Source organism: Algoriphagus aquimarinus, assembly GCF_007997215.1.
Taxonomy (GTDB): Bacteria; Bacteroidota; Bacteroidia; order Cytophagales; family Cyclobacteriaceae; genus Algoriphagus; species Algoriphagus aquimarinus_A.
Window position 1 is genome coordinate 1 of record NZ_VORW01000032.1, and the last position, 26,580, is coordinate 26,580.

At 36.6% G+C, this 26,580-nt stretch carries 26 protein-coding genes; 1 reads left to right on the forward strand and 25 read right to left on the reverse strand.

All coding sequences use genetic code 11. The features are described from left to right. Positions 1-716: 716 nt before the first annotated feature. The 16 genes from ESV85_RS21380 to ESV85_RS21445 all read right to left on the reverse strand — a co-directional run bounded on the left by ESV85_RS21380 (position 717) and on the right by ESV85_RS21445 (position 16,163). A complete protein-coding gene (locus ESV85_RS21380; RefSeq protein ID WP_146921274.1) occupies positions 717-1,151 on the reverse strand; it encodes a hypothetical protein in 435 nt (144 codons plus the stop codon). Positions 1,152-1,163: 12 nt separating this feature from the next. Then, positions 1,164-1,322, reverse strand: coding sequence for a hypothetical protein (locus ESV85_RS22385; RefSeq protein ID WP_191322076.1), 159 nt, complete (start codon positions 1,320-1,322; stop codon positions 1,164-1,166). Further along, complete coding sequence (locus ESV85_RS22390; protein ID WP_191322077.1) at positions 1,322-1,483, reverse strand: hypothetical protein; 162 nt, start codon at positions 1,481-1,483, stop codon at positions 1,322-1,324. The genes ESV85_RS22385 and ESV85_RS22390 overlap by 1 nt, the downstream gene beginning before the upstream one ends. 846 nt (positions 1,484-2,329) lie before the next feature. Further along, on the reverse strand, positions 2,330-3,313 hold the full coding sequence (locus ESV85_RS21385) for a polysaccharide deacetylase family protein (RefSeq protein ID WP_146921276.1): 984 nt from the start codon (positions 3,311-3,313) through the stop codon (positions 2,330-2,332). 543 nt (positions 3,314-3,856) lie between these two features. Continuing rightward, positions 3,857-5,077, reverse strand: coding sequence for a hypothetical protein (locus ESV85_RS21390; protein WP_191322078.1), 1,221 nt, complete (start codon positions 5,075-5,077; stop codon positions 3,857-3,859). 273 nt (positions 5,078-5,350) lie between these two features. Next, entirely contained in the window at positions 5,351-5,614 is a 264-nt protein-coding gene (locus ESV85_RS22610; RefSeq protein ID WP_223276080.1) for a four helix bundle protein, read from the reverse strand. A gap of 179 nt (positions 5,615-5,793) precedes the next feature. Next, complete coding sequence (locus ESV85_RS21400; RefSeq protein WP_146921278.1) at positions 5,794-7,113, reverse strand: glycosyltransferase; 1,320 nt, start codon at positions 7,111-7,113, stop codon at positions 5,794-5,796. 155 nt (positions 7,114-7,268) lie between these two features. Beyond that, positions 7,269-8,345: a glycosyltransferase gene (locus tag ESV85_RS21405; protein ID WP_146921279.1), complete on the reverse strand. Its 1,077-nt coding sequence runs from the start codon at positions 8,343-8,345 to the stop codon at positions 7,269-7,271. A gap of 9 nt (positions 8,346-8,354) precedes the next feature. Continuing rightward, the gene (locus ESV85_RS21410; RefSeq protein WP_146921281.1) at positions 8,355-10,025 is read right to left on the reverse strand and encodes a hypothetical protein; all 1,671 of its coding nucleotides are present in this window, start codon (positions 10,023-10,025) and stop codon (positions 8,355-8,357) included. Next, entirely contained in the window at positions 10,018-11,223 is a 1,206-nt protein-coding gene (locus tag ESV85_RS21415; RefSeq protein ID WP_146921283.1) for a glycosyltransferase, read from the reverse strand. Before ESV85_RS21415 ends, ESV85_RS21410 begins: the two co-directional genes overlap by 8 nt. After that, positions 11,220-11,753, reverse strand: a complete 534-nt coding sequence (locus ESV85_RS21420; RefSeq protein ID WP_146921286.1) for a serine O-acetyltransferase — start codon at positions 11,751-11,753, stop codon at positions 11,220-11,222. The genes ESV85_RS21415 and ESV85_RS21420 overlap by 4 nt, the downstream gene beginning before the upstream one ends. 11 nt (positions 11,754-11,764) lie before the next feature. Further along, complete coding sequence (locus ESV85_RS21425) at positions 11,765-12,646, reverse strand: glycosyltransferase family 2 protein (RefSeq protein ID WP_146921288.1); 882 nt, start codon at positions 12,644-12,646, stop codon at positions 11,765-11,767. Then, complete coding sequence (locus tag ESV85_RS21430) at positions 12,639-13,523, reverse strand: glycosyltransferase (RefSeq protein ID WP_146921290.1); 885 nt, start codon at positions 13,521-13,523, stop codon at positions 12,639-12,641. Before ESV85_RS21430 ends, ESV85_RS21425 begins: the two co-directional genes overlap by 8 nt. 2 nt (positions 13,524-13,525) lie before the next feature. Next, complete coding sequence (locus ESV85_RS21435; protein ID WP_191322079.1) at positions 13,526-14,386, reverse strand: glycosyltransferase family 2 protein; 861 nt, start codon at positions 14,384-14,386, stop codon at positions 13,526-13,528. Then, positions 14,376-15,359 (reverse strand): glycosyltransferase, encoded by a 984-nt coding sequence (locus tag ESV85_RS21440; protein WP_146921294.1) that lies wholly within the window; start codon positions 15,357-15,359, stop codon positions 14,376-14,378. The genes ESV85_RS21435 and ESV85_RS21440 overlap by 11 nt, the downstream gene beginning before the upstream one ends. A gap of 9 nt (positions 15,360-15,368) precedes the next feature. Further along, the gene (locus tag ESV85_RS21445) at positions 15,369-16,163 is read right to left on the reverse strand and encodes an alpha-1,2-fucosyltransferase (protein ID WP_191322080.1); all 795 of its coding nucleotides are present in this window, start codon (positions 16,161-16,163) and stop codon (positions 15,369-15,371) included. Here ESV85_RS21445 and ESV85_RS21450 point away from each other — a divergent pair. After that, a complete protein-coding gene (locus tag ESV85_RS21450) occupies positions 16,157-17,047 on the forward strand; it encodes a glycosyltransferase family 2 protein (RefSeq protein WP_146921297.1) in 891 nt (296 codons plus the stop codon). The genes ESV85_RS21445 and ESV85_RS21450 overlap by 7 nt on opposite strands. Here ESV85_RS21450 and ESV85_RS21455 read toward each other — a convergent pair. From ESV85_RS21455 to ESV85_RS21495, 9 genes are read right to left on the reverse strand one after another with little or no spacing between them, the layout of a single operon-like run. After that, the gene (locus ESV85_RS21455) at positions 16,987-17,667 is read right to left on the reverse strand and encodes a hypothetical protein (RefSeq protein WP_146921300.1); all 681 of its coding nucleotides are present in this window, start codon (positions 17,665-17,667) and stop codon (positions 16,987-16,989) included. The two genes, ESV85_RS21450 and ESV85_RS21455, sit on opposite strands and share 61 nt — an antisense overlap. Next, on the reverse strand, positions 17,668-18,594 hold the full coding sequence (locus ESV85_RS21460; protein ID WP_146921302.1) for a glycosyltransferase family 10 domain-containing protein: 927 nt from the start codon (positions 18,592-18,594) through the stop codon (positions 17,668-17,670). Next, entirely contained in the window at positions 18,584-19,684 is a 1,101-nt protein-coding gene (locus ESV85_RS21465) for a glycosyltransferase family 4 protein (protein ID WP_146921303.1), read from the reverse strand. Before ESV85_RS21465 ends, ESV85_RS21460 begins: the two co-directional genes overlap by 11 nt. A gap of 26 nt (positions 19,685-19,710) precedes the next feature. Beyond that, a complete protein-coding gene (gene asnB / locus ESV85_RS21470; RefSeq protein WP_262713343.1) occupies positions 19,711-21,486 on the reverse strand; it encodes an asparagine synthase (glutamine-hydrolyzing) in 1,776 nt (591 codons plus the stop codon). A gap of 47 nt (positions 21,487-21,533) precedes the next feature. After that, on the reverse strand, positions 21,534-22,760 hold the full coding sequence (locus tag ESV85_RS21475; RefSeq protein ID WP_146921307.1) for a glycosyltransferase family 4 protein: 1,227 nt from the start codon (positions 22,758-22,760) through the stop codon (positions 21,534-21,536). Then, positions 22,757-23,491, reverse strand: a complete 735-nt coding sequence (locus ESV85_RS21480) for a class I SAM-dependent methyltransferase (protein WP_146921309.1) — start codon at positions 23,489-23,491, stop codon at positions 22,757-22,759. Before ESV85_RS21480 ends, ESV85_RS21475 begins: the two co-directional genes overlap by 4 nt. A gap of 2 nt (positions 23,492-23,493) precedes the next feature. Continuing rightward, positions 23,494-24,312: a class I SAM-dependent methyltransferase gene (locus ESV85_RS21485; RefSeq protein ID WP_146921311.1), complete on the reverse strand. Its 819-nt coding sequence runs from the start codon at positions 24,310-24,312 to the stop codon at positions 23,494-23,496. A gap of 4 nt (positions 24,313-24,316) precedes the next feature. Continuing rightward, complete coding sequence (locus tag ESV85_RS21490) at positions 24,317-25,573, reverse strand: polysaccharide ABC transporter ATP-binding protein (RefSeq protein ID WP_146921313.1); 1,257 nt, start codon at positions 25,571-25,573, stop codon at positions 24,317-24,319. After that, complete coding sequence (locus tag ESV85_RS21495; RefSeq protein ID WP_191322081.1) at positions 25,573-26,289, reverse strand: FkbM family methyltransferase; 717 nt, start codon at positions 26,287-26,289, stop codon at positions 25,573-25,575. The genes ESV85_RS21490 and ESV85_RS21495 overlap by 1 nt, the downstream gene beginning before the upstream one ends. Between the last annotated feature and the right edge of the window lie 291 nt (positions 26,290-26,580).

Genomic DNA, 26,580 nt, shown 5'->3' on the forward strand with positions numbered 1-26,580 from the left:
TGTCCGAAGAAATGTGTATTTTTCATCTGCTGTATTTATTGGTTGTGGTAAACTGAAAATACAGAAAAGGGGAAGCTTCTCAAACGAAGCTTCCCCTAAATTTTAAACCGTTTCTCGGACAGTAGTGGTTTAAAATATATGAAAATAGAGAGGTGTGAGAATCACCCTGAAGGGGTGAAACCATTAATAGCTCCGCCACGGCGGACAGGCATGGGTGGCCCGATAGCTATCGGGCCCCATGGTAAAGAAAGTTAAAGAAGCAATTTACCTTCCCGATATCGCTATGCTCATCGGGACAGGCAGGCCCTAGGTCATAATAGGAAATGGATGATTCTACCGAGGAATGGAAACGAATCGATTTGAAAAAATAGCCTGTGTAGCAAAGGGAAAGAGCAGAAATTTAAAATGAGAGGAAGTTGAATTTGGAAGACAGTCTGGAGACTGCAATATCAACAGCATAACTCTGGAGAATTGCTCTAGATGAGCCCTTTATTTCTCTGGCACTTTTGGTTTCGGCCAAAAGTGCCCAAAAACCATCGTCAAAATAATGCTTCTCCGCGCAAGGCCGGACGCTGGCCCGCTATTTTGACAGCCCTCCGCGCCGGACATAAGGAGGATTGGAATAAAAACAGTGGAAATGATTAATTATTAACAGTTATGAGTACCGAATACTACGGGATTAGATAGAATTTAAAATGAGAAATAGATATATACTGTTAACTCTTTGCCTGACTATACAGCGTAGAAGTTAAATCCTCTAAAAAGAATGGGAGATCAGCTTTTTTAACCAATTCACCTTTTTGGAATGTCAAACAATAATCCGGGGCTTTTCCATAGGTGGAACTATTGAATAAATGCAGTGTATCAAAAAAGCCAAAAAACTCATTCAGATTAGTGTATCCTGCTTTAAATCTGGCAATTATTTCACTATCTGGCACAAAGTGGCCGCCGTTCTCAACTCTGATCGCCACTCTTTTTTGTGCTTCTTCTACTGAATTTAAACAGAAATAAATCATGTTAATCTCATATCCCGCTGCCTTGAAAATCAAAGGCCAGTGTAATGGATCAGAATTGAAGTTCGTTTCGTAGGCAAAAGACTTTCCTGTATTAATAGCCTGATTGATTTGGGTCTCAAGCTTTTGGTAAGCCATACTGTGAGCCATTTAATCCTGAAAATCTGTAGGAATTAGAGCTGAATAGATTTCGAGGAAATGTTTATCATAATCAAAAACTTCTATGCCTTCTGGAGACAGAATGCGGGAATAAGAAGATTTACCCGCTCCGTTGCATCCTGCGATAACCAAAAGCTGGGGTTTTACCATTAGTTAAACTGTGGAGACACCTTAGGTTTTTTTGTCAATGTGCCCATGGCAACTTTCTGCTCATATATCCAGATCTCCTTCTTAATGCGCGGCATCTGGCTTTTCATTTTATGAGTCAAATCTTCTATCTGCGCTGTAAGCTTATCTTTTTTGGTACCCATACCACAAAGATACTAAATTTTAAATTTTTCGAAATCAAGCTTAAATTGAAAATACAGTGATTTAATATGAATTTTTCATAAAAGCGAAGCTTTTGTTTACATGGATAAAGTAATATCATTGGCCTGAAAGGTCAGAATAACCTAGCGGTGGGTGTCCACGATAGCAATCGGGAGTTATTGGTTGTTGGTTATTGGTTAATGGTTGGTTGGTTTGGGAGAATTTAAAATGAGGGAATTAGGAATTTAAAATGAAGGTCCATATAGATATCGGGATAAAATGAGGGAATTGAGAATTTAAAATGAAAGAAATTGAAAATTTAAAATGGATGGAAGATGGGAAGTGGGAAGTTGGGAGGCTTGAAAACGGATCTGACTCCCCCTTGGAGTAGGAGTTTTATATGGAAGAAAATTGATTTTAAAGGGGGCTAGGGGGATTTTGAACGATATGGAATTTAAAATGAGGGTCCCAATAGCTATCGGGATAAAATGAAGGAATTGGAAGTTTAAAATATATGAAAGTAGAGAAGTGTGAGAATCACCCTGAAGGGGTGAAACCATTAATAGCTCCGCCACCGCGGACAGGCATGGGTGGCCCGATAGCTATCGGGCCCCATGGTCAAAAAAGTTAAAGTAGCCATTTCCCTCGGCCCTAGATCATCATAGGAAACGGATAATTCTGCCGAGGAATGGAAACGAATCCAAATGGAAAAGTGGTCTGTGGGACACAGACCATGGTGTGGACACAAAAAAACCTCAGACCATTAGGCTCTGAGGTTTTTGAATTTTAGGACGGTACGGGCGAATGTTTATTCGCCCCTACATGGATGTGCACACAAAATTAGAAATCTATACCTGCATCTGCTTCTTATTTACTTGCTCGCCCAGGGTTCGCATGTTCATGGATACCATGCCATATTCTGCCTGTAGCTGTGTGAAATGGGTGATCAGCTCATCCAATTCGGCTAAAGAGCTTTCGGGAGAGGCACCGAAATTATGTGGGTGCCACCAGAGATGGTAGACTTCGCCATGCTTGGCAGCATAATGCATTTCTCTTTTTATTCTGGCCATTCTACTTTTGTTCATCAGCATATTGTGCTGCTGCTGAGGGCGAAGAATTCTGGAGGCAGGGATGATTAGTGGTTCCCCCTCAAACTCCTGAACTGCTTCCAAGGGATAGCTTGTCTTGGCGCCAACCTGAAAAAAGCAGTCGGCAGAGCGGAAAATCTTCTTACTCAGGTTCTCGTGCTGGGTCTCCTGCCAGAACCAATTCCGGGGATTTCCACGCACATACTTATAGCCTTCCTCCAGGCAAATACCGAGATATAATTCATTGATGTGATTGCGGGGGAAAACCAGGGACTCCAGACTTACGCCGAACTTATCCTGGGAGATCTTTTGGGTGGCCTTGAGGTCTTCCCGGAACTGCTCGGGACTTTGTCCCCGCATCAGGGTGTAATAATGCGCAAAGGTATGTGAGCCTAATTCCTGACCGGGAGTGTCTAGGATCTGCTGGATCAGTTCTGGAGCAAAGTGTACCTCAGGTCTGATTCCATGCTTTTTGACCCACTCATAGGCGGAGTATTTCCTGTCCCGGTAGGATGGCAAAAACTTGGGTGAATAGGACTGCCACTCTTCCTCATTTTCTGCAAAGAGCATTCCCACAGTAGCCCAGGTAGCCTGGATATTGGCTTGGGCAAACTTCTCCAGCATGATAGGAACTATCTGTCGGGTATTAAGGAAGTAGGAAGGCTTGTAGCCTGTGCCTATTTTATCGAAGATACCCCATAGGAGTTCGAAGTCTAGGGAGATGGTGAAGGTGCCGGGGGACATGGGGGGATTTAAAATTTAAAATGAAGAATTTAAAATGATGAATGTAAAATTTAAAATGAAGAATTAGGGACAACTGTTGGTGGTTCCGCCAAGGCCATGAGTTGAGAATTTAAAATGATGAATGTAAATGATGAATTTAAAATTGGGAGAAAAATTGATTTCAGGTTTTAAATAACCCCAGAGACAAGTCATATTGGATTCATCCGGTAGGATGAGGTAGGAAGAAGGTTAATAAATATAGATTTGGGGTTATGAACAACAGATTGCTTTCCCGAAACCAGTTCGGGACAGGCTGTCGTACCTCCTACCAATGACGGATTATGTTTTTCGTCGCAAATCGTGTCAGTCCGAGCGTCCCGATAGCTATCGGGATCGAGGACAATTATGTTACTCACATTAACAGAGGCTTCGATTTCGAGACTCTCGTCTCTCAAGTGCTCAGCCTGACACCGACTCCGCTCAGGGCGACATAAACCTGAATTCAAAAACCCTCATCTCCTTTTTGTTTATTTCTCAAATTTTCAAGACTCGCAATGACGGGTACTACTTCTCAGTCTCTGCCAGCTCCAGATTCTTTCGTTCTTCCTCCACTATTCTATTAAAAATTTCGCCACGTTTTTTGATGCGGGTGGTTTTTTGCCAATCCATAAAGGCCACTACCACGAAGAGCATAAAGTACATGATCTGGGATTTTTGGCGTATGATAATACCCAGATTAGACATCACGAAGGTCATGGAAATGGAGATGGAGATAAACACTACGGCCGACATCTTCACCATGGCCGGAGCGATTTGTATATAGGTCAGGAAGTCCTTGCGAACTACCTTACTAAACATGTAGATGTAGAGAGCATTTTCAAAGGATATGGCAATACCTAAAGCATTTGGAGAATCAATAAACAGGGGTCTAAACCAAAAAGTAAAGAGCTTCATGGGCATGCTGTAGGAGCCCATATCTACCCCTGAACCTGAAGACTGCAATCTATCTCTATTTAAGGATGACTCCTCTTCAAAACTATCTACCAGGTTGTTGGGATCGTAACCTAAGTAGGTAATCAAATCTTCGTACACGTAGATACTCATGCCGATCGCAAAAAACACCACGAAATACTTCTGATATACGGGTACTTTTTCCTTCCCCAATACAAATCCCACTCCCATTCCTATTAGGATAGCAAAGAGAATGTGGGGCCTAACCATGTAACAAAGAAAGCTACCAAAAGCTATGTGAGGAATTCTCTTTTGAGGCCAGGAAAGACCATAAACCAGAAACCCAATCCCAGCAAAAATCACTGCTCCTTTTCCCAGAGATGCCGTCCAGAAGTGCATATTAGGCAGGAACATAAAAATGGTGATGGCATCCCAGCCCTCGAACTTGGGATTGAAGCGAAGATTTTCTTTAAAGAATAAGTAGAAGTAGACAAAGCCCCAAAACCCCAACCAAGTGGTCAGGAACATCATCATATCGTAATTAAAGCCGAACCAATTTACAAAAGGAAAAGCCATCCATTCTACAAAATCCGTCCCTGGGGAAAAGGCATCAAACCAATCCTTCCACAGATATTTTGCATTATTAAAATAGTTAACAGAATCCGATCGATTAAACTGAGCATAAGTCCAGTAAACCAAGCCAAAAAGCATGTGATACCAGAAGATCTGATTGAGCATACCTGCCTTCACCCACTTATGCTCCCGCTGTAGGTTGCCGAGTATGGGTTGGCTGATGCCAAAGAGGATGAGTATGAGGATTACGGCGCCGAGCACGAGGCTAATTTGAGATTAGAGATTGGGAGATTGAGAGATTGAGAGATTGGAGATTATCATTTTCTCATGCTATTTACATGTTCTCTTTTTAGATAGAAAATAAAGCCATTCAATACTTTGAGTGATTCAATTATCATGGCTCTAAATTTCAAATAAACCTCTTGAGAAATATAGCCTTCGTCTCTAGCTTCTATAATGTGATCCAAAATTTCATGTGTTTAAAATTGTTTTTCAATTGCCACATGGAATCTCGCAGGGCTAATAATCATCCCTCTATGTCTCGCTTCCGACATGCTCGATTTCAGCTAATGAACCTCTTGAATTATAATAGAATTTATTACTATCTAAATAATGAAATCTACCCCAGCCTTCCGCGATATTGGCCGTAGCTGATCTCGCTGCCCTGACAACTTGAGATCGCAGCTCATATTTTTCAGTTGAAGGAAATTTACTTACGACTTCCTGTTTTAAACTTTTTTTCAACTCATAAGCTAACTGCCAACATTTTAGGTTTTCAAAAGTTTCTGATCGGTCCATGATTTTAGTTTTTAAAAAGTGAATTTATAGTACTAAAATAAGTAATCGTATGGAAATTGGAGATATGGAGATATAGAGATTAGTGATTAGTGATTAGTGATTGAGAGATTAGAGATTGGGAGATTAGAGATTCGAGCCCCGATAGCTATCGGGGGGATATTCGGGCACTCTATTTTCTCTTATTCTCCTACTCTCTTTTCTCTCCCACTCTCTTTCCCAATAACCGATTCATAAACTCCCTCCAACTCCGCTACCATCCTTTTCATACTGAATTGTGCAACGACACGCTCACGGGCAGCGAGGGACATGGATTGATGCAGGTCTTGATCTTTTATGAGTAGTACGCAGTAGTCTACCAATTCTCCATATTCATCGATCTCGGATAAGAAGCCCTGAACTCCATGCTGAATCACCTCTCCTATACCACCAGCTCGGGTGGCCACTACAGGTACTTCGCAGGACATGGCTTCAAGCATAGCGATGGGTAAGCCTTCAAATTCGGAAGTACTTAGATAAATATCCATTATAGATAAGTAAGGAATTACCTGCTTTTGTACCCCGACAAGGTGAAAATTAGCTGACTTTCCTGATTCTTCTATCTGTTTTTCCAGTCGGGATCTCCACTCTCCATCTCCTACTAGCACAAAATGAGTTTCCGGGGATTTTTGAAGGATTTTCAGGGCTAAGTCTATCCAAATCCATAAGCGTTTTTGATCACGGAATACGGCTACGATGCCGATAGTTTTAGCGTTAGGCGGGATTTTGAGGTAGTCTTTCAAATTGAGAGAAATCCCCCCTGCCCCCCTTTCTAAAGGGGGAGTTGGTCTCGAGTTACCAATAAGTGAGAAATCAACTTGTGAAATTGCTTCTCCCAATTCTCGGGAGCCAACGGGAGAAGAATCTACATCGGGCACTTGTCCGCCGTGGCGGATCCGACATCCGACATCCGACATCCTTCTAAAAACATCCGTATTCACTCCATTCTGTATGACTTTGATCTTCATTCTACCGCCACGCTGGTAGGGGTCTATCATGGAGTTGAGCTGCATGGAGAGGGCTACTTCATTAGAAACAGCGATGGCAATATCCTGATTTTTGAAGCTCATTCTATTGCCCCAGTAGGAAATGGTATTGTACCTGTCCCAAGTATTATGCTCTGTATAGACTATGGGGATTTTAAGATTATTCCCAACAGACCTGGCCATAATTCCCGCCCAAGGAAGGTGGGCATGAATGATATCTATACCTAGCTGCTTGGCAAAGGCTCGTACTTTATTCACCTGAAAAAACAGTCCCAAATTTCCAGAAGGAATTAAATGCACCTGTATTCCGGCAGCTTCCAGTTCATCCACTATGTTGTTTCTCTGATGGTAGAAATACAGGCAGTGAAACTCAAATCTGTCTTTATGATGCACCAGAGCCGTTTCGGGGATCAGCTTCTCTGCTCCTCCACGTCCGAGGGATTTGATTAGGTGGAGGATTCTTATTTTAGTTGGCAAGGGGGAGATTTAAAATTTGAAATGAACAGGAAATAAGAATGTAAAATGGAAGAATTTAAAATTTAAAATGAAAAGGAATTTAAAATTTAAAATTATTGTAAATCCTTAATTACGAATCAAATAAGATATTCAATAACTTTAAATACCCCTGCTTGTTAAACAAATTTACGATAGAATGCTATAAACTTCTTGGCAATTTGGTCAATCTGGTAATTTTCTATCACTAGCTTTTTAGCATTTGAAGTTAATCTATTCAGGTCTATAGAGGGGGTGTTTAACACATCCAAGACAGCATTAATGAAAGCCTGCGAATCTCCTGCTTCTACTAGCCAACCTGTTTCTTTGTTTTTTACTACTTCGCCAATTCCTCCAACATTATAAGCAATCACCGGTACATTATTAGCAAATGCTTCCAATATCACAGCAGGCAATCCTTCAATGACACTTGGTAAAACAAAGATTGAATTACCTGGAACAAATTGAAAAGCATTTACTCGATTTCCTTTGAAAAGTACTTGCTCATTCAACCCTAAATCTGTCACTTGCTGCATCACCTTAGTTTTCAAGGGTCCTTCGCCAAAAAGCCATAAAGTAGCTTTGGGATACCTTATTGATATCTCTTTGAAAATCAGAATGAGTTCTTGATGATTTTTCTCAAATGTAAACCCACCAATATGAATTAGAATAGGATCGGCTGTTTTCTCTTTTTCCTCAGAAAGTTGTGGAACCTCAATTCCAATAGGGATAATTTGATGCAGCTTGTGATAAGCTGAAAAAGTAGATTTAAAATCCGCCTCTGATCCTTCACTCACTGAGGCAATAGCATCTATCTGAGAGTAAAGGAAAGCATTAAATTTATTCACCCAAATACTATTGATATATCTACTTACCAAAGAAGCATTTCTAAAAATAATGGGCACCTTCCAACCCTTAATAACTTTTGAGAAAACAGCGAATTTCAAAGTATCAGCGGCATTAGCTTGAATCAGGTCTGGTCGCTCTTTCTTAATTAAGTCAGCAAAACTCTTCCAAGCTCTCAGATCCCATAATCTATCTTTGATAGGTCTTTGTAAATGAATTTGCCTTCCCGTAAAAGGTAAATCATAATCCCCTTCAAAGATGGAAATGAGTATTACTTCGTGATTCATTTCAAGTAATTTCTGAGCAAGAAGGCAGGCAAACAATTCTGCTCCTCTCGCTTGTGGCTTTTGAATAACTTGAAATATCTTCACAATAGTAATTTACTTTCTAGAATACCCATCCAATACTAAGCAGTTTTCAGAACTATTGACTGTATGGGTGCCTATGATGGTGGGAGAGAAATCAGATTCCAGTATCTCCAATGTTTCTTCCTGAAAATCATCTTCGGTCAAAACTTTAATGGACTGTAACTTTATCCTGTGTCCATAAAACTTACCTGAATCCTGAGCAGGGCGAATTAACAACCTACCATTTGCAAATATTTTACCAGCAGGTCTAGCGCTTCGTACGTCTGATACGATAGGGTTCATGGGGTGAGACACCCAAGTTGGATTGAGAAAAGTATCTGAATAATAGAGATACAATTCATCAAAGGAGGAGCAAGCTTGATGTGATTTTTGATTTACAAATAGCCAATACTTATCATCCTGATAATGAACTGTGGGATCATAGGCTTCTCCCTCGAACCAAACACCTAATTTCACCCATTTATGTGGGAAACTCTCAGCTTTGTAGAGGTATACGCGCCCTGTATCTGCAGACTCAGGAATCAAATAAAAATCACCCTCATGTTCCCAAATGAAGGGATACGACAAGTGCCAGGATTCCTCTATGATTGGGCAAACTTCCACTAGTTGACCGTCCTTATATTCTGCAAATGATATTCTGGCTTTTTTACTTTTTTTGTCATAATCTTCAAAAAACAAGTAGGTTTTAGTATCACGTTCTAAGACAAAAGGGTCTGCATAGTACCTATTAGTATTAGAAGAAATTAGGGGGGCAAAGTTGGAGGCAAGAATTGAATCTTTTATGGGCTTTAATGCAGAAGGTAATGCCTCATCTGAGTGGTTTACTTCGACCTTTTTTGGTTTAGAAGAGATAAAAATTTCCCAATGAGGTCTTTTAAAGTATTCCTTGACTATTCTTAATCCGTTGTTCACCCAAAGTTTAACCCATAATGCGAACATGGCACTTCCATTGGGAGGGCGATACATGTTTGCATTATAGCCACATGGAGAGTCTTGCAATCTTTGGATTTCCTCCTTCCACTTTTGCTCACCTAGAAGAGCAAGTTTTTTTATCATTCTAGGCGCAAAATAGCATGACTTCCAAAATACTCTATTAGCATTTCTCTGAACTGAGAGTGGATCTGTGTGAGACCAGGATCTGTAAATCACCTGACCATCATCCAATTTTTCACTGAGTATCTGAAGAATTGAACCAGTGGTTTCTTCACCCTTCATCACTTCCCAGAAACAGGGAGGCCCACCTCTATTTACCCGATTGTCACCATGATGATAAGACCAAACTCCATACTTCGGAAGACGAAGAATTTCGCCTTTAAGGATTCTGAAACCTAGGCGTATTACAATGTCCAAATCCCAAGTTCGGAGAGCGTCAAGATCAGTAGAAGATATATCATCTGTATATTTTTTTTGAACTGGCCAAATCTCAATTTTTTTGGCAGTGAAATTTGGGAGATCAGAGATTTTTTTCAGGGAGAATGCATCCTGCTTAGTTCTGAAAAGCCTTCTATCAATAGCTCTATAGATTCTATAAAGAAGAGGAGATTTCTTTCCTGAGGATTTTGGTGTTTGGCTTTCAATAACAAGTACTATCTCGCCATAGCCTTCCTCTTGGATTTTACTCAGCATCTCAAAGCCCCAAGCTGAAAGCGATTCTCCATCTGTCAATACTCCAATTCTAAGCATGGGTAACAGATCTTTTGAAAACTTCTAGCAAAACACCTTCATATTCCTTTGCTATTTTTTCTATGTCAAAACGCTGGATTGCAGTCATTCTTGCATTTTTCCCAAACTCTTCCATTTGCTCAGGATTTTCAATGGCAAACTGCATCTGAGACTTCAAGGAATCTATATTCTTGACGGGGAAGACAATGCCATTTTGACCAGGAGTAATAGCCTCTAAATTCATAGGAACATCGGATGCTATAATTGGAATCCCAGCCATCATAGCTTCTACCAGAGCGCCTGAGAAGCCTTCGTACCAACTTGGAAACAGAAAACAGTCTGAAGAGAGTAAGAGATTAAGAGAGGAGAGATTGCGAGGATTGTGAGAAGAGAGATTGGGAGCCCCGATAGCTATCGGGGAGAGATTAGTAGGTCCTTCAAATTTACCTGGAAGTTTCACGAAGGCTGTAAGGCCTAAGGAAGTAATTAAGTTTTCCAACTGGGAGCGATAAGGTCCTTCTCCGTAGATGGTGAGGGAGCAATTAGGATGATTTTTTACAACATAAGAAAAAGCTTGAATTGCATCTTGAAAGCCTTTCCGCTCCAGTAATCTCCCATACGACAAAAATCGAAAATCTCTCCCGATAGCTATCGGGATCTCTTCTCTCCCATTCTCCCACTTTTCTTCAGGAACACTTCTACCCCGATAAACAACTGAGATCTTCCTAGCGTCCAGCCCTAAGGTTTTCACGTGGGCATCTACCAATGCATTTGCATTAGACATCCAATGAATAGGGATAAAAGCAGTCCACTTATCCAGCCAGAAAACGAACTTATGTTTTAGACCCTTTTTGTCTTGCATACTAAAAGTTCCATAGCTATCATTTACTAGGGTTCCTACTAGCTGTACTCCCGTAAATACTGAAGCTATTCTACTTATGATATCTGCTCGCCATAGGCAAGAGATAAGCAAATCAGGTTTGTGTTTATTGATCAATTTGATCAATCGCCAAATCGCTAAAGGGAAATGGTAGGTTTCTGGGATATCTAAAAAATGTGTTTTAACTCCTGCGTTTGCAAAATCTTCCTTAAGATCATGTCTAGGATAGAAATAAACCAACTCAGCTTTTATTTCTGGTGAGAACCTGGAAATAAGTTCCATATGACTTTTTTCAGCACCTGCATTGATTAACGCGTCTTGAGTGAATAGAATTTTCACTTGTAAATATTAATATAATCTTCAGAAGTCTTTCCCTCGATGATTTTAGCAGGATTACCAATCACCATACAATTTGTCGGAACATCCATATTTACAAAACAAAGGGGAGCAATTAATACATTGTCTCCAATCGTAATATTACCTACCAGTACGGCATTTGGGCCAACCCAAACTCTATTCCCAATTTTCGGTGCACCTTTCTTTGGACCTTTATTTATGCGACCAATTGTTACGCCCTGTGCAATGTTACAGTTTTCACCGATTGCCGCTTCACTGGAAATCACAATCCCGCCGTAGTGCCCCATAAAAAGCCCTCCTCCGATTTTAGCAATATGGGGAATTTGAAGTCCGAATCGAACCTTCATCAGTTTGATGGAAATTCTGGACAAAAGACCAACCGGGTGAAATTTCCCGAAATGGGCAGCTAATCGCATCCATACTAAAAAGCGAAATCCAGGATTAACAATAGCCTTGAAAAAAGTCTTTCCATATCTTTTTCGATCCTGCTGAATTAGTTTTTTAAGATCCATGTATGTATTACTCAGGAAATAAATTGCAGTGTTTTTGGGTCTAGTGTTCTTCCTTTTTTATTAATCAATCCATGCCAAAGGCCTATAAATTTTAGCTTGATTCTTTGAGATCGGTCTGGTGCCGCCAAACTCCCAAAAACTCTTTTCCCAAAAAAGATCACAAAATCAGTAAAGTTGAAAAGTGTAAAATGCTTTTTGACAAAAAAAACATAATTCCTCTCCTGATAATATCCTCTCCAAAGTGAAGAACGGGAAAACCCTGAGCCTGCACCCAAATGAAGAATCTGATGAAAATCATTGTGAACCACCCCAATTTTAAATCCTGCCTTTTTGACCCGATAACAGTATTCATAATCATCCACCATCATAAACCAATCCGGGACAGGAATCCCTACTTTTGAAACTAACTCCCATTTCATCACCGCTCCGTCAAACACAGCAAAATCCACTTCTTTAATCTCTCCATGGGGAGGAAAAATCAAGGTTCGTTTTCCTAATGTTTTTATACTACCCAAAGGCGCAAGCAAGCTAAAATCTGAACTTGAAATCTGAGAAATTAGGATTTCCGGCAATTCTCTTTGGGGGATGCTGTCATCTTCGAGAAAAATGAGGTATTCGGGTTTCTGTTTTAAACTACTAAGATATTCCAAACCTAAAGCTAACCCAGCACCATGACCAAGATTCTCACTCGCCCTTAGGTTTGTGAAAGAAAGTTGATTCGAATAAGTTTTCAAAATATCTGGAGTTCCGTCCTCACTACAGTTATCTATTACTATGAACGATTGATAGTCCCACTGATTAATACAAATAGCATCTAAAATCTGGCTAAGAAGTTCCTCTCTGTTATAAGTCACTAATAAGATAGCAAACTTACTTTTATTAAGATTATTCAATCGGGAATGATTTGCCTTTTACACCCTTCCAATAATGATAGAATGCAATAAGAATAAATTTAAAATTACTTGAGCCATATTTAACTCCATAACGAAATCCAAACACCATTTTGGCTATCCATTTTAAAATTAAATGTTTCTTCATTGTATTTAAAGTTAGACTATCTGAAATAAATAATAAATTCCTTAAGCTATAGTATTCCCGGACTGGATTGCCCTTTTTCATATAGAATGGTCTGTCATACTCTAATCGATTGTGCTTTTCTCTCAATCTCAAAAAGACCCCTGTGTGAACTACTATTGCGTATCCTCTTCGTTTGGCTTTAAGGCAAAAATCTAGTTCCTCGAAGCCAAAAAACAAGCCCGGATCTGGTAATACTCCTTCTTTAACTAGATCAGAATTAATGATCATTGCCATTCCTCCAGCCACATAATCCACTTCTATTGATTTCTTTTTCTCTAAAAGTCTTGTCTGAACTCGCTTGATAACTCCTTTCTTTCGATCAAAAAAATGACCAACCGAACCCAATACGCCACAATATGGATTTGAATCACGAATTGAAAGCAGTTTTTCATAAGTATCCGGAAAAAAGGGTGGATCATTATCATCTGCCCATAAAATCCAATCTAAACCATCATCTGCACAAAGCTTTAGTCCAATAGCAGCTGCTCCAGCAGGACCTGAATTATATCCCACGTGGTGATATTTTATTCTAGGATTTAGTAAGGAGGCTATCACTTGATCTGTAGCTAAATTACTGGAGTTATCTACGACCCAGATGAGTTCAGGTGGTTGGGTTTGATCCAAAATAATTTTGATTGTTTCCAAAAGTATTTCCGGACGGTTAAAGGTGACTATGAAAGCTCCGAATCGCAAACTTAGTGGATTGATTGTTTATAGACCATTTTTGAAACAAAAGGGAAACATGCCAAAGAAAGCCTAATCAGTGCTTTAGGCTGGAACAATTTATACTTTAATGCCTTACGAAACATAGTACGTGCCGATCCAAACTCTCTGAAACGAAGATGATTTACTCCTATGATTTGCCAATAAAGATTTTTTGTAGCTAGAGGTAAACTCAGGTCATGTTTATCTAAAATGTAAGCGATCGAACGAGAACTATTTCGCAAATTTTTACTCCCACCTAATGGCTGATCCAAATACCTCAATGAGATAAAATCACCTAAAACCACATCTGAATTAGCCAATTTGATCCGGTGAAACAACTCCGTGTTTTCAGCAAAGTTTAATTGAGAATCATAACCCCCAATTGATTGGAAAAAGTCACGTCTGATCACAAAGTTGCCCGATAAAAATGGGGTATACGTATTTGATTTTGGAATTACCACTGATTTAATAATGAGATCATCATCCAATAAAGTAAACCCTGCCTGGATTATTTTACTATTGGGATTAGCAAAAATTAACTTTGAGAAATTTTCTAGGGCCTCCCTTTCAAGCTGATCATCAGAGTCTAAGAAAATCAAAAAATCACCTGTTGAATAATTCGAACCATAGTTTCTCGCCAATGAAACGCCTTCATTCTTTTTAAAGTAGTAATGAATTCTAGGATCGGAAAGGTATTTTTCTATTAAAATTTTAGTATGATCAGTGCTTCCATCGTCCACTAGAATGATTTCCCAATTTGAATCGGTTTGATCCAACAAAGATTCAATTGTTCTTCCAACAGAAGCCGCTCGATTAAAACTGGGAATTATAATGGAAAATTTAGGTGTCAAAGATTCGTTTATTTATTTCAAATGATTTAAGTGTTGCTTTTCTATTTTTGAAATATGCTTTGAACTTTGTACTAGAAGTCAAAAAATTCACTTCATGAAGTTTATCCTTTTTAAAGAGCGAAAAAAGTCCGGATTTTAAAACTCCCTTGGATGTAAGAAGGAATTCTCTTTTCAGGAAATTTCCAAATTCCCCAAAGTTTGAAAACTCCTCAATTCGGTAACTGTCCAATAAAGGGAAAGAGCTTGCAATCCCTTGTTTTAATTTAAGGTAATAGCTCCATTTTAATCGATGAGGCTCTATACAATGATGAAAAACCAATCGATCATCAAACCAAAGTTCAAACCCAAGTAATTGAACTGCCAAGCAAAGCTCCACATCTCCTCCAGAGCTCAAACTGGTCCCACTTCTATCTGTAAGGATACTTTGAAAACCAATATTTACTAATTCTTCCAATGCAGATTTCCTAAAAAAACAACAAGCCCCATAATGATAAGAACCTTTAGGTTGAGGTCCATTTGATTTTCCAAGGCTTCCGACAGCATAACTATGTGAAAAATCATCAAACCAATCTGGTTTAATCCCCTGAAAAAATGGCACCCCTTGACTACCCAATGAACCAATTGATTGATGTGATTTCAGGATATCATAGCCAATTTTTAAAAAATCAGTTGAAATCCAATTATCATCATCGCAAAACAAAATAAATTCAAATTTAGCCTCCATTACTCCACGCCATCTAGCAGAACTTAATCCAGGGTTATTCTCTGAAACCACCCTTCCGTCCAATCCGGATTTTTTAATAATCGAGTTGGCTTTTAATGCAGTTTGATCTTTCGATGCATTATCCACTACAATTACTTCAAAGTCACCACTAAACTCTGAGTCTCTAATGTGATCCAAACACAAATCAATTCTAGATTCACCATTATAGGTACATATCACAATTGAAATTCCAGATTTTAAAGAATTCATTTGAAAAAGCTAGTCAACTACCAACCAATTTGATTTAAAAATTTCACCTTTTAAATAAAAATAATCTAATCCAGGAACAATTACTTTTCCACCAGAAGATTGAGATAAATATGCTGCCCAAAGGCTGAATGTACTATTTGCCAAAATAAAATTGGGAAATTGAGACAATCTTAACAAGTCTTGACCAGCTGATTTCGAGTCTGTTAAATAATATCGGATTTCTTTTGGAACAAGATTTTTAACATAAACTGGATCATCAGTAAAAATAGTAATGGACAAGTTGTTTAAACCGCAATCAAAAAATGAAAGTGCTTTTTCATAATAATCCCAGCCTAAATTTTTGTAATTTTTATCTACTAAAAAATCTGTTCCACGGATATGCAGTGCAACATCATTTGATTTTCTACTAATTTTAAAATCATTTACAAATGACTCGTTAAATTCAATGTCTTTTACCCCTCCAAGATCAAGAAACTCTAAATATTTTGTTGATTGCCAAAAACCTGAATAAATTCCCGGCCTTGACATCTCATCTGATTCCTTATAAGAGCGACCAAGTTTTGAATAAATTGAACTTAGGAGTTTTCCAATGAAATTGCTGTTACCTTCAAAAATGAATTTTCTCTTATGCTCAGATAAAAATTTAAAATCAGAAAGTTCGAATTCACGTGGTGAATTAGCATTTCTAAGGCCTCGGGCATCAAACAATACCGTCAAGCCAAATTTCTGTTCCATTTTAATTCCATAAGCGTACTGAAACAATTGGTTTCCCAGCCCTCCTTTTAATCTGATTATATATGGCAACTTCAATTTCAATTTTTTTTTCTGTGATTATTCCTGTTTACAACAATGAATCTTATATCATTCGGTGTTTAGAAAGTGTAAGAAATCAAACTTGGAGAAATTTTGAATGTTTGGTAATAAATGATGGCTCAACTGATTCTACTCAGGAATTAATTGAGGCAACAATAAAAGATGATCCTAGGATAATCCTTTTAAACAAACCCAATGAAGGACTCTCAAGTGCTAGAAACTATGGTATGCAGAGTGCAAAAGGCAACGTATTTGCATTTTTGGATTCAGATGATTTTTGGGAATCTTACAAACTTCAACAGGATTCCGAACTTTATCTTTCAAATCCTCACATTTCATTAACATTTTGTTCGTGTAAAACCATAAATGAAAAAGGAAAAATTGAGAAGTATTTGAGCAAACCGTTCAACAACAATCCTCTCGAATTGATAAGCGAAAATTCTGTAATCAGTTCAGGATCTGGAGTAACTTTAAAAAGAATAGTTTATGAGAAAATAGGCCTATTTAATCTATCTCTTCGTTCTTTTGAGGATTTGGAATATTGGTTTAGAGCGGCAATTCATGGATTTAAATTTAGCTATGGTGACTTGCCTACTGTTTTTATTCAAAGAAATTCTAAATCTATGAGTCAAAATCACAATAGAATGTTAAAGAATAATTTGCTTTGTTTCAAAATTCAATTAACTCTTTTGAATGCACATTCAGAAAAAACAAAGAAGGTAAATATTTATGCTTTTAAGCGAATTAAAGGTGTAAGAAAATACACTCATAAATCAAACCTTTTTATTGGAACAAAAACTGCAGTTCTTATGGGCTATGAGTTATTTAAGTTCAACTTACGATCCATTGTTCCAACTAATGGACTTGATTCATAATCCGACGGGATTAAGAAGAAAATCCCGCCCACGAGATGAAATTTATACATGGGTAAAACTCTTTTTACTATTTCCTTTAAATTTTCAATAGTAGGGTAACCATCTATCCCAACAAAATCCTTAGCATCATCTATCACTATTATGTGTAGATTCTTCGAATTACTAACTGCCTCCAATTCCTTCTCAATTGGACAATCAATATCTCCTCTAGCAGTAATACCTGCAGAATAATGTGCATCCAACCAAAAGATTGAAGGCTTTAATAATTGCGGCACCAATTGATCAAGAACCTTTCCACTATCTCCTTGTAGCAATTTTATATTTGGGAATTTTTTGAATTTTTCGACACATTCTTCAAATAAACTTTTACTAAGTTCAATCGAATAGATTTGCTCGAAAAATGGAAATTGGGAATAAACCATTTCTCCTTTGTATGTCCCAGTCTCTACCAAAGTTTTAATCCCATACTCTTCAGCAAGACTTCTAATTATAAATTGTTTAACTTCTTTTGGAGGTGGATAGGGGCCATTCTTCAGCAACCATTCTTTGAAACTTACTTTCTGCTTTTTTCGAAAACCAGATCCTCTAACAATTTTTTTTATGGAAAAAACAATATTCATTTATGCCTTTTTTAGGGATTTCTTAAGATGATAACTACGTGTTTTTCTAACTATAATACCAATAAACTTTTTCCATGTTTTTGCTAATGGTTTTGAACTATCATTAAATACCAGCTTAAAAAAATCTTCTGTTCTTTTAGAATCAAAGTATTTTGTTAATTCATTGTTTACAAAACAGGGTCGAGAAATAAATTCCTGATATAACTCATCATTGGTATCTAATTCAATAATTTTATCAATTAATTCTTCATCGGATTTAAAATTCCCTCTCCAGAGTATTCTTTCTGTGTTGAAATCTTCATTAATCATAGAACTTCCCCAATAAATTGGGATTGTATTTGTGAACATAGGTTGATATACTTTTTCGGTAACGTAACCTGGAAAAGAGCTGTTCTCAAATGCAATAGTAAATTTATAATCCTTTATAAAGGATAATTTATCATTTACCATTTCCCCGATATTATTCATAAAACCACCTCCTGAATCAACCTTTTTATATGCACATAATTTTTCAAAGAAATTGATGCGCTCCTGAGATTTCCCATTGGATACCACAATGCAACAAAATTTAGATTTCTTTATAGTTTTAATGCTCTTCAAATATTCCGGATTCAAAAGATAACTAGGATCAAGTTTATCCCAAATAACATATAGTGGAAGTCTCAAATGGTTAATTCTTTCAATAAAATCAAAACTTAATGCGTAATCACATTCATAGAAATTAGCACGAATATTCTCCGCAGAAAAAAAAATTCTTTTGCATGAATACTTTAAGTATGAATGAGAGTATGAAGAGTAAAACAGAAAATCTGGGTCATCGGAAAGTTCTATCGCAAATCTTTCTGATAAAAAATGATAGAACCAATTATCCTCTGGATCAAAACCTTTCCAAAAATCAACAAATTTGATTTTGATTTTAGTACTCATTTATAAGATCTAAATAGAGATTCAGACTGTTTTCAATTCCAAATTTTTCTTTAGCTCGCTCCCTGTTCTGTTGTCCTATCTTTATTAAATCTTTTTTAGAAATTAATTTGATCCTGTCTACCAGCCCTTCTTGATCTTGATGGCTTAAGAAATATGGGTAATCTTTTCCTAAAAGTTCTTCTGACCAAACATACCTATGAACAAGTACAGGTAACCCCGCAGCCATAGGTTCTAATATTCCATTTGGCATTCCTTCTCCATGAGAGTAAAATACTGCTATCTGACATTCCTCAATTAAGCCAATCATATCTTTTAACTGACCTAAAAGAAAAACGTAATCCAATAATCCATGCTCATTGATGAAATTCAAACACTTTTCGTATTCATTACCAAATTTTCCTGCAAGGTACAGCCTTGCATTTGGCATTATTTTAACAACATCTTTCCAATCTTCTAAAAGCCTAATATGATTTTTATTGGCATGAATATTTCCAATCATCAAAACTTTTAATAACTCTGATTTCTCAAAATCAAGCGAATTTTTGAATTGATAAGCATCAATATAATTAGGAATTACATGGACTTTACAATCTGTCTTTTCCTCTATATACTTGGCTCCCGTTTCGGAATTTGAAATAAATACATCCGTATTCCTCAGTGAGAACTCTTCCCAGGGATGTCCTGTAAAACCAATACTGATGTCACGTTGATTCCAAAAAACTTTAGCGCCATTAAACCATTTTTTCCACCTTCCGAAAATTACGTTTGGCGGGTAAGTATAGGATATAATAATGTCAGGTGACAAAGCTCTTACTAATTGAATTAGTTTGAAAAGATACTTGAGTTTTATTAATCTGCCTTTGAAAGTAGGTTCTGGATTCAGTAATAATTTCTCCTGAAAGCCCCAATGAAAAGTTGAAATACCAGCCTGACTAAACTTATCAATTCCCAAACCATGCTCATCTCCGAAAGCACCAACATGAACCTGATAACCTTTCTCCTGAAGATACCTCGCCAAATAAAGTGCTTGAGTCTCTGCTCCACCCACTTCAAATCTATGTAGAGCAATAAGAATGCATTTTTTGGACATTTTTTTCAGTTAAAAGAAATTAGCACTTACTTATTTTGCCCCAACCACTCTTGCAAGAAAACTAATAGCCATTGTTGTCCAGAATTATTACCATTTGCAATTTTCTCCAAAGCTGAGTATTCAAAAAAAGTATCCAATCCATTTCCTGAGGACAGAATCCTCTCTTTTACTTCGTTTCGTGATTTAGTTGTTTCCTCAAACCATTTTGAAATGGGAACTCCAAATCCCATTTTTTTTCGGAAAGCAAACTCATCTCCCATATCTTTTGCTAGTATTTTCTTTAGCAATTGCTTACCGACCCACTCACCAGAGGATTTATTGATATTAAACTTTTCAGGGATTTGAGAGCCCAACTCGACAACTCTTATATCTAATAAGGGTGTCCTTACCTCCAGACTATGCATCATACTGGCGATGTCAACTTTTGTCAGGATGTCGTAAGGAAGGTAGGTTTGAAAATCCAGATTTTGAGCTTTTTGGAAATGACTATAGGAGTGAGATTGATTCCATATTTTCTGATGAATAGCATCCGTTTGGTTTAAGTGATCAGAAAATTCAGGCTTCCATAAGTTTGATCGCTCGCCAGGTCCATAATATTGGATATAGCGCTGCCAATCAGAAAGGGAGGAAGTTCTTAACGGATATTTATTTGGGAAAATTGAGCTCATTAAAGGATATAATCTCTTTTTGTAGGCTGGAAGATGCTCAGGAACCGGAGATAAATGTCTTGACCACCTGTTGGAGTAACTATCATATCCAGCAAATAACTCATCTCCAGCATCTCCAGAAAGTGCCATAGTAACATGTTTTCGGGCTAATTGAGAAACGTAATAAGTGGGTATAGCAGAAGAATCACCAAATGGTTCTCCATAGTGACGAACCATATCAGGAAGGATAGAAAGCGCATCAGGTCTAATGATGGCTTCATGGTGATCTGTACCCCAATGGTTGGAAACTTTTCTGGCATATTCCAATTCCGAATAACCCTCCTCTTCGAAACCAATACAAAAAGTCTTGACTGGACTTGCCATCAATTGAGACATGTATCCCACAACAAGAGAAGAATCTACACCTCCAGATAAAAAAGCACCAAAAGGTACATCTGCAACCAAATGAGCATTCACAGATTCTTTGATGGTATATTCCAAATCCTCCATCCAATCTTTTTCTGATCTGGAATAATCGGGTTTGAAATCCAGTTGCCAGTAGGAATTAATCTCTTCTATTTCCCCTGAAAAACTTACACGCATGTAATGTGCCGGAGGAAGTTTCCTGACTTCCTTATAAATGGTATTTGGCGCTGGTATAAACTGATAAGCTAAATATTGATCAAGAGCAGTCAGATCAATACCCCAATTTACATTTGAAATTGGCTTTAGAGCCTGGATTTCAGAAGCAAAAGCAAAGACTTCAGAATTATGCGCATAAACCAGAGGCTTGATTCCAAAATGATCCCTTGCCAAAAAAAGCTCTTTTTTGTTCAAATCAAGAATGCCAAAAGCAAACATTCCCCTGAAGTGTCTTACACAATCTTTACCCCAATGTGCATAGGACTGTAAGACGACTTCCGTGTCTGACGCAGTCGTAAAAGAATACCCGAATCCTTGTAATGATTTCCTGAGCTCTCGGTAATTATAAAGTTCACCGTTATAGGTAATCCATAGACTGCCATCAGAATTAGATAAGGGCTGTTTGCCCCCTTCCAAATCAATAATAGAAAGTCTCCGGTGCCCTATTCCTACATTTTCATAATAAAAATCACCTTCACCATCTGGACCACGATGTGAAATTAAATTAAGCATTTGTACTATTAACCCCTGATTAATTAGACCTTTTGGGTTAATCAAACCTAAGATTCCGCACATACAATATTATAATGGTCAATACATTGCTTATAAATATTAACAATTTTATCACCTAATCTTGATCCAAGATATTCCTGAACTGACAAAAATGCATTTTCCTCAATCTCCATTCTCTTCTCAACTGACAAATTCATAAAGTAATCTATTGCATCAACCAATGAGCTTAAACTTCCACTTTCAAATAAAATTCCATTTACTCCATTTGTAATCACTTCTTCAAACCCCCAAGCATTGGGACCGATAACAATCTTTCCCATAGCCAAAGATTCCAAAAGAGTGTTCGGACAATTATCAACTCTTGAAGGAAGTATGATTAAATCCATCTCTTTCATTAATTCGAATAAATCACCTTTAGGCAGAGAATCAGAATAATGGATAAAGGATTCTGATAAAACTTGATCTTTTATTTTGATATTTTCTTCATTATCAACGTTTAGCCTTCCACATAAAAATAGATGACAGGTATCAAGCTTAAGTCTTAAAATAGCGTCAATCAATAAATCAACCCCTTTTCGATAATCAATATTACCAAAGTAGCCAATCTTTAAAGTTTGATCCAGTTTTTTATTCCTTCTACTATCAACCTGAATTCCTATTGGAGTCGGGAGACGTAATTTAAGCTGAAAAGGATTGGGCTTAATTTGATTGAGTGAAAAGGTTGATGGACCAACAATACAAATTGCATTTTTATAAGTTTCTTCTTCAATTTTAATTTGAGCTTGAATAATTTCAGATCTCAAACCATAATAACCCCTTCCGAATTGATTGTAAAGATTTGTCAAACTACTAATTCGAATAATACTTGGTGTGGTTAATACAGGATAGTAGCCTAATCCATTCAAATTAACAAATTGTATCAAATCCACAGGATTATTTCTTAATTCACTTTCTAAAAAGGAATTAATTTTTTGTGCATTTGATTTTAATTTTAAATAATGAACCAAAGAATATTTCTTAATCCTTTTAATAAAAAAATGCAATGCTATTTGAAAAATAGAAGGCTTAAAAGGAGTTAATTTAAACTCCTTAAACAGTACTTTCTTACCAAAATAGAAAACCTCACTATCTCTGAAACTTGGTTGATATATAACAACTACAATACCTTTCTCAGAAAGTAATTTAGCTTGGTTCCAAAGATATGTTCCCAATCCACCAGTTTTAGCTTGATCAGGAGTTATAAATTCTGAGGTTAAAAAGGCAATTTTATTCAATTCTTTTGTGCTATTGCAACCAAGTGTGGTTTCTTCTTTTCAATAACCATCTTAAGGTATTCCAAAAAATTAGCAATCGTTTTTCGATTTAAACCACTCCACTTAGGTTTATTGAAGAAATGAGTCTCGATTAAAATATTATTATTAAAACCTTTCTCATTCAACTTTATATTCAAAGAATCTTTATTCCAACTTCTTACATGTTGCCATCTATGAAAAATGACATCACTAAAAGGACAATATATATAAGAATCCTCTAATCGCTCATTATTCGGAGTGGTTATTATTACTTTCCCATTTTCAGAAAGTAAATTATAAACATTATTCAATAATTCATCCAGAAAATCATCATTCAAATGTTCAACAACTTCAACAACAAATATCAAATCGAACTTTTCCCTTAACAAATCAACTTGACTAATATCATATGCTCCTATAAAATTCTCATAATAATTTAGTTTATTATTTAAAATCTTTATGGATTCATGGGAAAAATCTAACGCAGCTACTTTAAAATTTTTATCCAAAAGTTGTTTAGTTAAAAATCCAGGACCAGATCCATAATCAAGAATAGTTGAGTTTTTGTCGAAAAAATTTTCACTAAACTTAATTACAACATTACCCACTTGATTTGTAAAATATTTATCTTCTTGTTTTGAAACAAAATCCCAAAATTCACTAACAGATTTAGAATCCCATTCAGCAATTTTCTTTTTGTTATAAAATTTCATTCCTAATATTTGTCAGTTTGATACATTGGTTCAACGTCGTCTATATTTTTCTTAAAAATTGTAACAGCACAAGCTTCATCGTCATTATATTTTAAAAGACCCCAATTCCCATGTTTTGCCATATAATTAGATAACTGGTCCACAGTACAGACCTCGTAAGGATATCCTCCTAACCAATCAATCAAATCATAATAAGTACTCATACCTCTACCCCTTTTTACATTCCAAGTAAGAGGATTTTTTCCTTTTACTCTTCTACGTTTCATTATCCGAAAAATTTCTTTCCAGACAATGAATCGCTTTCCTAAATAACCAGCGGTATTATAATTTATCTTTAATTTTAAATCATGTTGAAAAGTATCAACTCCTTGATATAAGGCAAGCCAAATAATCGAATCATCATTTGTTAGATAATAATTAGTATTTGATATAGCTTTCCACAAATCACCTGTATGATGCAGAACTCCCCACGAATAAACTAAATCAAATTGACCAAGCCCCTTTAAAAATTCGATTTCCAATACTGAACCTTGAAATATTTTCCAGTTTTTAGGTTTACCTGACTTTTCCCATAAAATTCGGGCTGCTCTAACACTGTTTATATCATAATCAAAGGAAATAACCTCTTTAGCCCCCAATTCAAAGAAAGCATAAGAATGAATTCCTGAGCCACATCCAATATCAATAATTCTCTTATCATTCAAATTTTCATTGCCTACCCATAATTGAATATTTTCTTTGGCTGCTTGGATCGATTCTTCATTAACTTCTTTAACATAGTTAAGCCAATTTTTACCAAAACCAAATCTTAAATCATCCATCTATTTATTTACTTATCGTCCAATTAAAGTCATCGATATAAACACAATTATTCTCAGCCCATTCAAACTGATGCGGGATTCCTACCATTGAAACCTCAAAATGACAAATACTCTCTATTTTTTGTGGGTTTTTTCTTCCACTTAATTCGGAAAAATGAAAAGTGAAATTATATTGGCCCTTATAAAGTCTAAGTTTGGGTATTATACATTCTAGCTCATAAACACCTATCATTGATCCAATAGTTTTTTCACTATCATGCAACCAACCGTACATCACTGATCTTCCAGAGCTTGATTCATTTATTTGAAATGCCACATTTGCCTTTTCTAAATTATTAACAGCTCTAAGCTGAACCTTTATCTTTAAACTCTCACCAAATTTATGAATCTGATTTGGAAGGAATGTTTCAACGTAAATAGAAATTATACGATTTGTATTAACATCCGTGTCATCATAATAGAATTCTTGGGCTTTAACAGAATCATTTAGATAGTTTATAACACCTTCACTACAATTTCCCTGAAAATCTATTGCTCCATTTTTTAATGTCAAAACTTTACTACATAGATTGGAAACAGCTTCCATATTGTGACTCACAAATATTACAGTTCTCCCTTGTGAAGCAACATTATGCATTTTTCCTAAGCACTTCTTCTGGAATTCAAAATCCCCAACAGCTAAAACTTCATCAATTATCAAAATTTCAGGATCTAGATGTGCAGCAACAGAAAACCCTAAGCGAACTTTCATTCCAGATGAATAAAACTTAACAGCAGTATCGATAAATTTTTCTACACCAGAGAAATCAATAATCTCATCTAATTTGGAATCTATTTCTTTACGACTCATCCCAAGGATAGTCCCATTCATATAGATATTTTCACGACCGGAAAGTTCAGGATGAAATCCAGTCCCTACCTCTAAAAGAGAAGCTACTCGGCCATGAATTTCGATTCTACCTGAGGTGGGATCTGTAATGCCAGAAAGAATTTTCAATAAGGTAGATTTACCTGCACCATTCTTACCAATGATCCCCAAAACTTCACCTTCTTTTACTTCAAAATTCAAATCTTTGAGTGCCCAAAAAACTGATTCATCGTCAACACCAAAACGACTCATATCTCGAAGTCGCTTGAGATTATCCCAAGGAGATTTTATCATATTTCCTATTTGACCAGCTAACGTTTCAGCCTGCTTTTCCTTTAGCCCAAGCCGATAGCGTTTCGATAGATTCTCTACTCTTATTACAGTTTTTGGCATTAATTAGACTTTCTTTCGTAAAAAACTGTATTTATTGTTTTCGCTATTGGAATATACCCTTCATATATCAAGAGACTGTCCACTGAATTAGTAAAATCATGTGAAATTTCATAATTCCAAATTTCTACTAAAATGAAGGTTGGAGCATATTTTACAAAATCAAACCCTTCAAGGATACTCATCTCATTTCCCTCTACATCGATACTCATGAAATCAATTTTCTGCTCCGTAGGCAAATAAGAATTTAAGATAGAATTAAGGGATTTGGACTTCAATTCGTGAATTCTTTTAATCACATTTTGAGGTTTAGATTGATCTTTGTTTTTTAGTTTATCACTTTCAAATCCATTCAGAGCTTTATCTTCAAACTCATAGAATCGGATTAACTCATTATCCTTTCCTATTGGGCATTCTACATTGATATCTCTTGGTCTTAATTGCTTGAAAATTTTCATACTTCCAGGCATAGCATCGATATTGATTCCAGACCATCCATTTTTATAGAAATGATAAGTGTTGGATGATTTTTTAGGATGGTAAGCTCCTATATCTACGTAAAACCCAGTTTTCTTTTTATAGAAAATTTTTCTTAAAATCATATCCTCTCCCTCTCCTGAAAAGGACTGAAAAGACGTTCCGTTAGTATAGTCCCAGTAAAACATTTTTAGTATTTTAAAGACTGAATTTGGAAGTATTTTTCTAAGAATTTCTTTCATCATTTTTCTTTCTCAGTCTCTCCTATCACAGCATCAGGCAATTTTAAAAGTAATAGAAAGGCATTTTGAAGCTTCAAGTTCTTCCGTAATATAAACCAGCATAGTAGGAATACTATGGGTAGGAAAAGAAGGAAGGTGAAGGAGTTAAATAACAAATTTAAAATCACTACTGTCCGAGAAACGGTTTAAAATTTAGGGGAAGCTTCGTTTGAGAAGCTTCCCCTTTTCTGTATTTTCAGTTTACCACAACCAATAAATACAGCAGATGAAAAATACACATTTCTTCGGACA